This is a genomic window from Cellulomonas algicola, from assembly GCF_003851725.1.
GTDB lineage: Bacteria > Actinomycetota > Actinomycetes > Actinomycetales > Cellulomonadaceae > Cellulomonas > Cellulomonas algicola.
In genome coordinates, this window is the sequence record NZ_BHYL01000265.1 from 1 (window position 1) to 11,590 (window position 11,590).

General features: G+C 76.4%; 14 protein-coding genes. 9 read left to right on the forward strand and 5 right to left on the reverse strand.

Going from position 1 to position 11,590, the window contains the following annotated elements:
- Positions 1–328 (reverse strand): hypothetical protein (locus CTKZ_RS15945; protein ID WP_124343867.1); only part of this gene is annotated, 328 nt, incomplete at its 3' end.
- A 191-nt stretch (positions 329–519) separates the two neighbouring features.
- Here CTKZ_RS15945 and nth point away from each other — a divergent pair.
- Complete coding sequence (nth, locus tag CTKZ_RS15950; protein ID WP_124343868.1) at positions 520–1,224, forward strand: endonuclease III; 705 nt, start codon at positions 520–522, stop codon at positions 1,222–1,224.
- 82 nt (positions 1,225–1,306) lie between these two features.
- On the opposite strand, the gene CTKZ_RS15955 is transcribed toward nth, so the two are convergent.
- The 3 genes from CTKZ_RS15955 to CTKZ_RS15965 all read right to left on the reverse strand — a co-directional run bounded on the left by CTKZ_RS15955 (position 1,307) and on the right by CTKZ_RS15965 (position 4,496).
- Entirely contained in the window at positions 1,307–2,245 is a 939-nt protein-coding gene (locus CTKZ_RS15955) for an alpha/beta fold hydrolase (protein ID WP_124343869.1), read from the reverse strand.
- 11 nt (positions 2,246–2,256) lie between these two features.
- Positions 2,257–3,537 carry a Na+/H+ antiporter NhaA gene (nhaA, locus tag CTKZ_RS15960; RefSeq protein WP_124343870.1) on the reverse strand — a complete coding sequence of 427 codons (1,281 nt, stop codon included), beginning with the start codon at positions 3,535–3,537 and terminating at the stop codon, positions 2,257–2,259.
- Positions 3,538–3,767: 230 nt separating this feature from the next.
- The gene (locus tag CTKZ_RS15965) at positions 3,768–4,496 is read right to left on the reverse strand and encodes a winged helix-turn-helix transcriptional regulator (RefSeq protein ID WP_124343871.1); all 729 of its coding nucleotides are present in this window, start codon (positions 4,494–4,496) and stop codon (positions 3,768–3,770) included.
- A gap of 203 nt (positions 4,497–4,699) precedes the next feature.
- Between CTKZ_RS15965 and CTKZ_RS15970 the strand changes: the two genes are divergently transcribed.
- From CTKZ_RS15970 to CTKZ_RS15980, 3 genes are all read left to right on the forward strand, one after another.
- Positions 4,700–5,434 (forward strand): hypothetical protein, encoded by a 735-nt coding sequence (locus CTKZ_RS15970; protein ID WP_124343872.1) that lies wholly within the window; start codon positions 4,700–4,702, stop codon positions 5,432–5,434.
- A gap of 2 nt (positions 5,435–5,436) precedes the next feature.
- Positions 5,437–5,955 (forward strand): thioredoxin family protein, encoded by a 519-nt coding sequence (locus CTKZ_RS15975; protein ID WP_124343873.1) that lies wholly within the window; start codon positions 5,437–5,439, stop codon positions 5,953–5,955.
- A gap of 282 nt (positions 5,956–6,237) precedes the next feature.
- On the forward strand, positions 6,238–6,714 hold the full coding sequence (locus CTKZ_RS15980) for a DUF4395 domain-containing protein (RefSeq protein WP_124343874.1): 477 nt from the start codon (positions 6,238–6,240) through the stop codon (positions 6,712–6,714).
- Positions 6,715–6,726: 12 nt separating this feature from the next.
- On the opposite strand, the gene CTKZ_RS15985 is transcribed toward CTKZ_RS15980, so the two are convergent.
- A complete protein-coding gene (locus tag CTKZ_RS15985; RefSeq protein WP_200829778.1) occupies positions 6,727–7,098 on the reverse strand; it encodes a DsrE family protein in 372 nt (123 codons plus the stop codon).
- A 166-nt stretch (positions 7,099–7,264) separates the two neighbouring features.
- Here CTKZ_RS15985 and CTKZ_RS15990 point away from each other — a divergent pair, with 166 nt between their 5' ends.
- From CTKZ_RS15990 to CTKZ_RS16010, 5 genes are read left to right on the forward strand one after another with little or no spacing between them, the layout of a single operon-like run.
- On the forward strand, positions 7,265–7,861 hold the full coding sequence (locus CTKZ_RS15990) for a heme-binding beta-barrel domain-containing protein (protein ID WP_124343876.1): 597 nt from the start codon (positions 7,265–7,267) through the stop codon (positions 7,859–7,861).
- A 3-nt stretch (positions 7,862–7,864) separates the two neighbouring features.
- Complete coding sequence (ygfZ, locus tag CTKZ_RS15995) at positions 7,865–9,046, forward strand: CAF17-like 4Fe-4S cluster assembly/insertion protein YgfZ (protein WP_443090083.1); 1,182 nt, start codon at positions 7,865–7,867, stop codon at positions 9,044–9,046.
- A 25-nt stretch (positions 9,047–9,071) separates the two neighbouring features.
- Positions 9,072–10,199 carry an FUSC family protein gene (locus CTKZ_RS16000; RefSeq protein WP_124343877.1) on the forward strand — a complete coding sequence of 376 codons (1,128 nt, stop codon included), beginning with the start codon at positions 9,072–9,074 and terminating at the stop codon, positions 10,197–10,199.
- 33 nt (positions 10,200–10,232) lie between these two features.
- Positions 10,233–10,562 (forward strand): DUF2516 family protein, encoded by a 330-nt coding sequence (locus CTKZ_RS16005; protein ID WP_124343878.1) that lies wholly within the window; start codon positions 10,233–10,235, stop codon positions 10,560–10,562.
- On the forward strand, positions 10,559–11,554 hold the full coding sequence (locus CTKZ_RS16010) for an asparaginase (protein ID WP_124343879.1): 996 nt from the start codon (positions 10,559–10,561) through the stop codon (positions 11,552–11,554). The genes CTKZ_RS16005 and CTKZ_RS16010 overlap by 4 nt, the downstream gene beginning before the upstream one ends.
- Positions 11,555–11,590 lie beyond the last annotated feature (36 nt).

Genomic DNA, 11,590 nt, shown 5'->3' on the forward strand with positions numbered 1-11,590 from the left:
CGGAGAGGGCCGACGCGACCCCGGCCTCGTAGCGCGCGAGCTGCTCGTCGAGGGCGCGCAGGCCGTCGAGCGCGGCGAGCTCGTCCGCCCGGGTCCCGGTGAGGACGGCGGCGAGCTCGGCAGGCCGCGGCACGTCGACGCCGACGTCGAGGGGCAGCTGGAAGGCGACGTCCTCGCCGAGCGTCTGCGGGCGTGCGACCTGCGCGACGGCCAGGTCGAGCCGCGCGCGGACCAGCCGGCGCCACCACCCGACGCGCGCACGCTCGGCGCGCAGCGCGCGGCGGTCGAGACGCAGGTCGCGCACGCGCTGCTCGGTGGGTGCAGTCATCGGGGTGAGCCTCCAGGTCCTCATCCCGTCGTTCGGCGCGCGCGGGCCGGGACTTGAGCCGTGCGCCCGACCAGTTCGTCCGCAGGTCAGCGCGTTGGGCCGACGGGGCGACGGGCGCTGGGCCGAGGGGGCGACGCGTGCCCGGGCGGGCCGCCCGGCGGGTGTCACCGGTGCGGCCTACGCTGCGACGCGTGAGCGACTCGCCGGGCACGACCGAGACCCCCCTCGCACGGACCCGTCGCGCCCGCCGGGTCGACCGCGCGCTCGAGGTCCGCTACCCGGACGCCCGCTGCGAGCTCGACTTCACGTCGCCGTTCGAGCTGCTCGTCGCGACGGTGCTGTCCGCGCAGACGACCGACGTGCGGGTCAACCTCACGACGCCGACGCTCTTCGCGCGGTACCCCGACCCGGCCGCGCTCGCCGCGGCCGCCCCCGACGAGCTCGAGGAGATCCTGCGGCCGACGGGGTTCTTCCGGGCCAAGGCGCGCGCGGTGACGGGCCTGTCGGCGGCGCTCGTCGAGCGGCACGGCGGGGTCGTGCCGCACCGGCTCGAGGACCTGGTGAAGCTGCCCGGCGTCGGGCGGAAGACGGCGAACGTCGTGCTCGGCAACGCGTTCGGCATCCCGGGGATCACGACGGACACGCACGTGCTGCGGCTGTCGCTGCGGCTCGGCTACACGACGAGCGAGGACCCGCTGGTCGTCGAGCGCGAGCTGGGGGAGCTGCTGCCGCGCAAGGACTGGACCATGGCGTGCCACCGGCTGATCTTCCACGGGCGGCGCACGTGCTTCGCGCGCAAGCCCGCGTGCGGCGCGTGCCCGGTCGCGGCGTGGTGCCCGTCGGCGGGCATCGGGGAGAACGACCCGGTGCGCGCGACGGCGATGCTCAAGGGCTGAGGCGCGACGCCCGGCTCACGGGCCGACGGGCGGTCCGGGGCCTCAGGGCTTGGCCTCGGACCTCTCGGGCTGGACCGGCGCGTCAGGGGCTGACGAGCGCCGTCTCGGAGAGCCAGTCGAGCAGCACCTCGGACACGACGTCCGGGGCCTCGTCAGGCAGCCAGTGGCCCGCGGACGGCACGAGCTCGTACCGGTAGCGCTCGGCGACGAGCGCCTTCGTGGAGGCCGACAGCGGCGCGTACGTCGCCGGCCGCAGCCCGTCGCGCCCGCCGTGCACCTGCAGGACGGGCAGCGGCCGGGTCTGCTCGAGCGCCGCGTGGTAGCGGCGGCCGTCGAGCCGCGGCATCGACCGGACCAGCCAGCGCAGCTGCTCCATCTGGCTGTGCGCCGCGAACGGCACCCGGACGGCCTCGCGGTACCGCTGCTCGGTCGCCGCGTCGAGCCACCCGGGCGCGCCGCCCCACTCGGTCAGCAGGGTGCGGACCAGGTCGCCGCGCTGGAGCGCACGCTCGGGGAACGACGGGAGCTGGGCGAACGCGAGCCGACGCCACGCGCCGGCCCGCAACGCGGTGCGCGGGTGGCCGTGCACGTCGAGCGGGTGCGGGGCGCCGAGCGCGGCCACGGCCTGCACGACGTCGGGCTGCAGCGCCGCCATGGCCCAGGCGATCTCGCCGCCCGTGCCGTTGCCCACGACGATCGCGCGCGACGCCCCGAGCGACCGGACCACGCCTGCGACGTCCGCGGCGAGCGTCGGGACGTCGTACCCCTGCGGCGGCTTGTCGGACGAGCCGGTTCCGCGCACGTCCATCGCCGCGACGCGGTACCCGGCGTCCGCGAGCGCGGGGATCTGCCGTCGCCAGGCCCACCAGAACTGCGGCACGCCGTGCAGCAGCACGACGAGAGGCGTGTCGCGGTCGTCGGGACCGGAGACGGTGACGTGGAACCGGGCGCCGTTCGCGGCGACGAACCGGTGCCGCCACGGTCCCTCGATCAGGAGCGTCGCGGAGTCGACGGTGCTCATCGGAGCCGAACCTACCCGCTGGCGGGGGTCCCGTGGGCGTCCCGGCGGGCGGACGCGTGGTGCCGGTCCCGCTGCCACAGCGCGAGACCGCCCGCGCACGCGGCGACGAGCGACCCCGCGAGCACCGCGACGACCACGTGCTCGTCGTGCGCGCTGCCGGCCCCGAACGCGAGCTCGCCGACGAGCAGCGACACCGTGAACCCGATGCCGCCGACGAGCCCGACGGCGAGCACGTCGGCCCAGCCCAGCCCGGGCGCGAGCGACGCGCGCGTGAACCGGGCGACGAGCCACGTCGCGCCGAGGATGCCCAAGGGCTTGCCGACGACGAGCCCGAGCGCGACGCCCTGCGCGACGGGGTCGGCGACGGCGTCTCGGACGACCGCCGCGCTGAACGTGACACCGGCCGCGAACACCGCGAACACGGGGACCGCGAAGCCCGCGGAGACCGGCCGCCAACGGTGCTCCCACCGCTCGGCGAGCGACTCGGAGGGCGTCTCGCGCAGCCGCAGCGCGCGCTGCGTGGCCTGCGGCGTCGCGGGCACGACGAGCCCGAGCAGGACGCCCGCGATCGTCGCGTGCACGCCGGACGCGTGCATGAGCGCCCACGCGAGCACGGCGAGCGGCAGGAGCAGCCACGGGGTCGTGAGACCGCGCGCCAGGGCGAGTGCGAACAGCGCGACGACGACGAGCGAGGCCGCGAGCGTGAGCAGCGCGACGTGGTCGGTGTAGACCACGCCGATGACGATGATCGCGAGCAGGTCGTCGACGACCGCGAGCGTCAGCAGGAACGCCCGCAGCGCGTTCGGCAGCGACCGACCGACGACCGCGAGCACCGCGACCGCGAACGCGATGTCGGTCGCGGTCGGGACCGCCCAGCCGGTCGGGTCGCCGGCCGGTGCGCTCAGGTTGACGGCGAGGTAGAGCGCGGCCGGGACGAGCATGCCGCCGACGGCCGCGACGATCGGGACGACCGCGGTGCGCGGGTCGCGCAGCTCACCCGCGACGATCTCGCGCTTGAGCTCGAGGCCGACGACGAAGAAGAAGATCGCGAGCAGCCCGTCCGTCGCCCACGCGGACACCGACAGGTCGAGGTGCAGGGCCGCGGGACCGACGACGGTCGTCGACACGGCCTCGTACGACGACGGCGACAGGTTGGCCCACAGCAGCGCGACGACCGTGCCCACCAGGAGCAGGACGCCGCCGGTGCGCTCCTCGCGGAGCGTGTCGAGGAGGTTGCGCTCGCCGCCCGGGGTGAGGGCGGCGAACAGGCGAGGGGCGGGACGACGGGTCACGGGCGACCTCCGGGCGCGACAGCAGGACTGCCGACCAGACTTCCCGGCGCACCGCGGACCAGGGTAGCGGTGCGTGGCGGGCAGGCGCGGAGGGCGCCCGCGAGCGGGGGGGCGCGCGTGGCGGCGGTGCGACGGGTGCACGACGGCGCCGCCGGACGACGGCGCCGCCGGACGACGGAGCCGCCGGACGACGGAGAAGCAGCGTGAGAGGTCGGCCGGGGCCGCCGCCGTCAGGCGTCCGCGGGGGCCGGGACGTCGGGGCGGTCGTCGACCGCGGCGCGGCGGTCCTTCGGCGGGTCGAACCGGTAGCCGACGTTGCGGACCGTGCCGATGAGCTGCTCGTGCTCGGGGCCGAGCTTCGCGCGCAGGCGACGCACGTGGACGTCGACCGTGCGGGTGCCCCCGTAGTAGTCGTAGCCCCAGACCTCCTGCAGCAGCTGCGCACGCGTGAAGACGCGGCCCGGGTGCTGGACGAGGTACTTGAGGAGCTCGAACTCCTTGTACGTGAGGTCGAGCGGCCGCCCGCGCAGGCGGGCCGTGTAGCCGCCCGCGTCGATCGTGAGCTCGCCCGACGAGATCTCCTGCGGGGCGTCGTCGTAGCCGGCGGTCGCCGCGCGCTCCATGACGAGCCGGAAGCGTGTCTCGACCTCGGCCGGGTTCGCCGACTCCAGGATGATGTCGTCCGCACCCCACTCGGCGGTGACGACCGTGAGGCCGCCCTCGGTGAGGACCAGCACGAGCGGGACCGTCAGACCGGTGGCGCGCAGCAGCCGGCACGTCGTGCGGGCCGTGACCAGGTCTCGACGTGCGTCGAGCACGACGATGTCCGCGTCCGGGGCGTCCACCAGGGCGGACGGTTCGACCGGGAGCACCCGGACCCGGTGCGACAGCAGACCGAGCGCCGGGAGCACCTGAGCAGAGCCCCCGGACGCGGGAGTGAGCAGCAGCAGATCTGCCACGTGGAACCTCCTCCCCGCGTGCGAGTGCTGCACACCGTACCGCGCCGCACGCGGAGCTCGTGCGGCGCGACGACCGGGCGGACGGGTCGCGTCTGCGACAATCGCTGCCGTGCTCATCCCCTCCGCGGCCCCCGTGACGACCTGCGCGACCTCCGCGCGGGTGCCCGCCACGACCCCTCGGACGACGGGGCGGTAGCCGCGGGATGCAGCTCGCCACCAGGGCCGTCGTCACGGCCGTCCTCGCGACCGTGGTCGCCGTCGCCGGCTACGTCGGGCTCTACCCGCTCGCCGCCGCGTGCGCCGTCCTCGTCCTGCTCGTCGCCGTGGGGTGGCCGCCGCTCGCCAACCTGCCGTTCGGCACCGGGACCAGCGTCGTCGTCGCGCTCGCGGGGCTGGGCTCCGTGGCGGTCGTCACGCTCGAGGAGGAGCAGCCCTACCTCGAGCGTCTGCCGGTCGTCTTCGCCGCCGCGGTCGTGCTCGCCTTCCTCGCCGAGCTCGTACGGCGGGACGGGCGGGTGCGGCTCGTCGAGTCCGTGTCCGGCACCGTCGCGGGCGCGCTGGTCGCCGTCGCCGCCACGGGGTGGATCGCCGTCGCGCGCGGGCCCGAGGGGGAGGCGCTCGTCGTCACCGCGGCGCTCGCGCTCGCCGTCGGGTCGGTCGTCGTCGCGATCCACCTCCCGGTGTGGATGGGGGTCCTCGCGACGACCGCGTCGTCGGCCGCGGCGGGTGCCGTCGCCGGGCTCGTGCTGCCGGACTTCGACCCGGTCGCCGGGGGTCTGCTCGGCGTGGCCGTCGGCATCCTCGTCGCCGCGCTGCACGCGCTGTTCGACCGCATGGAGGCGCTCGCGCGGTGGCGACCCTCGCTCGCCGTCGTCGTGCTGCCCGTGACCGTCACCGGGCTGCTCGTGTACGTCGTCGGACGCGTGCTGGTCGGCTGACCGTGGAACGCGTCCTGCTCGTCCTCGGCGTGCTCGCGGTCGCCGTCGTCGTCGGGCTCGTGTGGCGGTCGCGCAACGGGCGCTTCACGCCGGTGCCCCCGAGCGTCCTCGCCGCCGCCGCACCTGCGGGCGAGGCCGAGCCGTCGGCGGCGGGCGCGGCACGGCGCGGCGCGGCGGAGACGGACGGCGCACGCGACGACCGGCTCACCACCGCGGAGGTCGGCGCGCCGCTCGGGGCCGTCGCGACCTTCGTGCAGCTCTCGAGCGAGGTGTGCACCCCGTGCCGTCGCACGCACGCGGTCCTCGCGGCCGTGGCCGGCGAGCACGAGGGCGTCTCGCACGTCGACCTCGACGTCGCGCAGCACCTGGACCTCGTGCGACGCTTCGGCGTGATGCGCACGCCCACCGTCCTGCTGCTCGACGCGAGCGGAGCGGTCGTCGGCCGGATGTCCGGCGCGACGGACCGTCGTCAGGCGCTGGCCGCGCTCGACTCCTGTCGCCACGGGGTCGCCCCGCGCTGACGCGCCCCCGACGGGCCGTCCGCGTGCGGTCGGTCCCGGGCCTCACGCCCGTCCGACCCGGCGCCCCCGGCCCCACGCCGGTTCCCCCGGCCCCACGCCGGCCCCCGGCTCGACCGGCGGGCCGCGCCCTGGCTCCGGCCCGCCCCGTCTCGACCCGGCGGCCCCCACCTCGTCCCCTGCGCGGCGCATGCCGCCCCCGACCCGTTCGTCGTCGGTGTGGAAGGTCTGTCGCGTCCCGCGCGACGAACCTTCCACACCGGCCCCTGCGCCCGAGGAGTACCCGTGAATCAGTCCGCTTCCTCCACCGACACCGCCGTCGCCGCCGAGCGGCCCGACGGCGTCGACGTGCGCGGCCCGCGCTTCGGCGCCGGCGTCACCGCCGTCCTGCTCGTCCTCGTCCTGCTGCTCGGCGCGTGGCCCGGTGTCGCGCTCGCGCTGCTCGCGGTCGTCGCCGCGTCCTTCGCCCTGGGCGTCGCGCGTGGTGTGTCCGGCACGTGGCAGGCCGCGGTGTTCCGGCGGGTCGTCGCGCCCCGGATCGGTCCGGTCGCCGAGCGGGAGGACCCGCGGCCGCCGCGGTTCGCGCAGCTCGTCGGCCTGCTCGTGACGGGCGTCGGTGTGCTGCTCGGCGCGCTGGGTGTCGCCGTCGCCGTACCGGTCGCGGCGGCCGTCGCGCTCGTCGCGGCGTTCCTCAACGCGGCGTTCGGCCTGTGCCTCGGCTGCGAGCTCTACCTGCTCGGCCTGCGCCTGCGCCGCGCCTGACCGTGGACGAGGTCAGTAGACGAGGGCCTGGGCCTGGGGGGCCAGGGTCTCCTCGACGAACACCGCCGCGCCCGCGACGCGGATGCCCGGGATGACGTCGTCCTCGGTGATGTCGCGCCGCGCCGCGCACTGCGTGCAGACCGTCACCGCGCCGCCCTCGAGGATCACCTCCAGGAGGTCCGCGAGCGGCGTCGCGTGGGGCAGGTCGAGGTCCGCCGCGCGGCCCGGGAGGGCGAACCACGCCGACTCGCCGGTCAGCCACAGGGAGACGTCGGCACCGGCCGCGACGGCCGCCGCGGCGACGGTGAACGCCTGGTTCGTCGCCTCCGGACGCTCGAGGCCGGACGTGGTCTTGATCACGAGGGGTCGCACACCGCTGCTCACCGGAACAGCGTAGGCGTGCCGCGTCGTTAGGATTCGGTGCATGACTGCGCTCGAGGGAGTCTTCATCGGCCTGCTCGTCGCGGCGACCCTGGCGATCGCGTGGGTCGCCGGGCTCGTCGTCTGGAAGCTGTTCAAGAGCCAGAGCTGATCCGTCGAGAGGCCTGACATGGCGTTCGTCCTGCCCGAGGGGCTGGCCCCCGAGGTGTACCCGCTCGCGTGGCTCGTGGGCACCTGGACCGGCGAGGGGGTCGTCGGCTACCCCGGGATCGAGGAGACCGCCTTCACGCAGGAGGTCGTGATCGACCACGACGGCGGCCCCTACCTCTCGTACACGTCCACGATCCGGCTCGTCGTCGCGCCCGACGACGCGGCGTCGCTCGACGACGCGGCGTCAGTCGACGCCGGTGCAGCCGCGTCGGACGGACCCGGCCCCGTGTGGTCGACCGAGTCCGGGTACTGGCGCGTGCCGCCCGAGCGTCCGGACGGCCTGGGTGCGGACCAGCACCCCGTCGAGCTGCTCGTGTCCGACCCGTCGGGCCACGTCGCCGTGTACGTCGGCGAGGTCGGCAAGGGCCGCATCGACCTGGTGAGCGACCTGATCGCCCGCACCGCGACCGGTGCCGAGGTGACCGCGGGCAAGCGCCTGTACGGCCTGGTCCAGGGCGACCTCATGTGGGCGCACGACCTCGCGGCCTTCGGCCAGCCGATGCAGTCGTACGCCTCCGCGCGGCTCAGCCGCGCCGACGTCACCCCCGAGGGCTGACGGGTGTCGGCCGACGCCGTCGAGCAGACCGCGCACGGCGAGGCCGTGCGGCACACGAGCCCGCTGCTGCAGCGGCGCGGGGCCGTCGCCGGCTCGGGGCCTGACGCCGGGGTCGCGTGGCACTACGGCGACCCGACCGCTGAGCAGCGGGCGCTGACCCGCGGCGGCGCGGTCGTCGACCAGTCGAACCTCGGCGTGGTGCGCGTCGCGGGGCCGGACCGGCTGAGCTGGCTGAACTCGATCACGTCGCAGGAGGTCGCCGCGCTGCCGCCGCGCACGTCGACCGAGCTGCTCGTGCTGTCGCCGCAGGGGCACGTCGAGCACGCCGCGGCCGTCGTAGACGACGGCGAGGCGACCTGGCTGGTCACGGAGACACCCGTCGCGCTCGCGGCCTGGCTGAACCGGATGAAGTTCATGCTGCGCGTCGAGATCGACGACGTCACCGACGACTGGGCGGCCATCGGCGAACCGGTCGACGCCGAGGGTGCCGAGGGCGAGCCCGTCACGTGGCGCGACCCGTGGCCCACGACCGCACCCGGCGGCACCCGGTACGGCCCGTCCGACGAGGAGCACCCGGGCGCGGACCGCGCGTGGCGGCTCGTGCTCGTCCCACGGGATCGCCTTGTCGACGAGGTGCGGGCGCGCGAGGCCGCGGGCTGGCCGCTCGTCGGCACGTGGGCGTCGGAGGCCGTGCGCGTCGAGGCCCTGCGCCCGCGCGCCGCGCGCGAGGTCGACCACCGGACCATCCCGCACGAGCTCGACTGGCTGCGGACCGCCGTCCACCTGCACAAGGGCTGCTACCGCGGGCAGGAGACCGTCGCGCGCGTGCACAACCTCGGGCGGCCGCCACGGCGGATCGTGCTGCTGCACCTCGACGGGTCCGGTCACGTGCTGCCCGAGGCCGGCGCCGAGGTGCACGACGTCGCGGGCGAGCCGGGTTCGCCCGAGCCGGGCCGTGTCGTCGGGCACGTCACGTCCGTCGCGCGGCACCACGAGCTCGGCCCGGTCGCGCTCGCCGTCGTCAAGCGGTCCGTGCCGGTCGACGCGCCGCTGGTCGTCGACTCCGACGGGGGAGCGGTGTCGGCCGCGCAGGAGGAGGTCGTGCCCGGCGAGGGCGTGTCGGTCGACCGTCCCGCGCCGCGCGGACCGGTCAGCCGCGGGCTCGGGCACCACCCCAGCCTGTGACCCCCACCGGCGCGACGGGCTCGCCGTGACCAGCGCCGCCGACGCCGGGAGGGCCCGCACGACCGGTCGCCACGACCTCGCCGTGCTCGGCCGCGCGCGCGTGCGGCAGGGCTGGGCGCGCGTCGCCGCGTCGTGGTTCCCGATCCTGCAGGCGGCGGTCGCCGGGTCCGTCGCGTTCGCCATCGCGCACTTCTGGCTCGGGCACCCGTACCCGTTCTTCGCGCCCGTCAGCGCGTGGATCGCGCTGGGGTTCTCGATGGACCGCTCGGTGCGGCGCGTCGCCGAGCTCGCGGTCGGCGTGGCCATCGGCGTCGCGCTCGGCGAGGTCGTCGCGCTCGTCATCGGGCAGGGCGCGCTGCAGGTCGGGCTCGTGCTGTTCGTCGCGGCGCTGCTCGCCCGGTTCCTCGACCGCGGGCAGATGCTCACCACGCAGGCGGGTGTGCAGGCGATCGTGATCGTGAGCCTGCCCGCCGCGGCGGGCGGTCCGTTCGGGCGGTGGGTCGACGCGGCCCTCGGCGGTGCGGTCGCGCTCGCGGTCGCGCTGCTCACGCCGAGCGACCCGCGACGGCACCCGCGAGCGCTCGGGCGTGCGGCCCTCGACGAGGTGGCCGGGGTGCTGCACGTGCTCGCACGCGGGCTCGACGAGCGGTCCGTGCCGGCCGTCGAGGACGCGCTCGTGCGGGGCCGCGCGTCGCAGCCCGCGCTCGACGAGTGGTCGGAGCGGTCGGCGAACGCCCGGGACCTCGCGCGGCTGTCGCCGGCCAGCCGCCGGTTCGCGGACGAGCTCGCCGGGCACGTCACGGGGGCCGTCCTGGCCGACCGCGCGATGCGCAACACGCGCGTGCTCGCACGCCGGGCGCTCGCCGTGCTGGAGGCGGAGGCGCCGCACGACACGTCACGGCTCGCGGAGCAGGTGGCCGCGACCGCGGCGGCCGTCGACGACCTCGCGGCCGCGGTCGGCACGGGCCGCGACCCCGACCGCGCGCGCGCCGAGCTGCTCCTCGTGGCGCAGGCCCTCGACCCGTTCACGCTCGCCGCCGACGACTGGCAGGTGCAGAGCCTCGTCCTGCTGCACCGCTCGCTCGCCGTCGACCTGCTGGAGTCCGCCGGCGTCGCACCCGGGGACGCGCGCGCGGCCCTGCCGGAGATCTGACCGTCGCGACCCGGTGTCTCGTAGGCTCGGGGCGTGGTCGCCACCCTGCAGGTCTACCTGTACCTCATCTTCTTCCTCGTCATCTTCGCGCTCTGCGTGTGGGCGCTGGTGGACCTGCTGCGTCGCCCGCCGGCCGCGTTCCCGTCGGCCGGCAAGCGCACGAAGTCGTTCTGGGGCGCGATCCTGGGCGTCGCGACCGCGGTGTCGTTCATGTCCATCCCGCCGCCGATCGGGCTGGGCTTCCTGTCCTTCCTCGGCCTGCTGTCGGCGGTCGGGGCGATCGTCTACCTCGTCGACGTGCGCCCCGCGGTCGCGCCCTACAACCGGCGTCGCGGTCCGCGCGGGCCGTCGGGCGGCTGGTGACGACGGCGGCTGCGCCCGGCGCCACGGACGTCGCGACCGCGGCGGAGCCGCTCGCGCGGGTCGTCCGCGGCGACCTCGTCGAGTCGGTGCACCTCGGGCACGTCGTCGTGCTCGCGCCCGACGGGTCGGTGCGCCTCGCGCTCGGTGACCCCGACGTGACGATCTGGGCCCGCTCGTCGCTCAAGCCGCTGCAGGCGGTCGGGATGCTCCGCGCGGGGCTCGACGTCGACGGTGCCGCGCTCGCGCTCGTGTGCGCGAGCCACAACGGCGAGCCCGGCCACCTCGACGTCGTGCGCCAGGTCCTCGCAGGTGCGGGGCTCGACGCGGACGCCCTGCACAACACCCCCGACTGGCCGCTCGACCCGGACGCCGCGTGGCACTGGCGCGCGGACGGGAACGACCGCTCGTCGCTCACGCAGAACTGCTCGGGCAAGCACGCGGGCATGCTCGCGACGTGCGTCGCGAACGGCTGGTCGACGGGCGACTACCTCGACGCCGCGCACCCGCTGCAGGTCGCCGCGCGGGACGCCGTCGCAGGGCTCACCGGAGTCGCGGTCGACCGGACGACCGTCGACGGGTGCGGTGCGCCGCTGTTCTCGACGACGCTCGTCGGGCTCGCACGGTCGTTCGGGCGCGTGTCGGCCGCGTCGTCCGGCGCCGAGGCCCGCGTCGCGTCGGCGGTGCGCGCGCACCCGTGGCACGTCGCCGGGACGGGTCGCGACGCGACCGCGTTCATGTCGGCCGTGCCGGGGCTGGTGGCGAAGGACGGTGCCGACGGCGTGTACGCGGCGGGGCTACCCGACGGCTCGGCCGTGGCGCTCAAGGTGCTCGACGGGTCCTCGCGGCCGCGGGCCGCGGTGCTCGCGGCGGCGCTCGCGGCGGCGGGGGTGGACGCGGACGTGCTGCGGCCGCTCGGGGCGACGCCGGTGCTCGGGCACGGGGCACCCGTCGGTGCCGTCGTCCCGGCGTTCGGGCCGGGATCCGCCGCGTGAGGGCGGTGGCCCCGCGATCGGCGTGGGCGGGGCGCG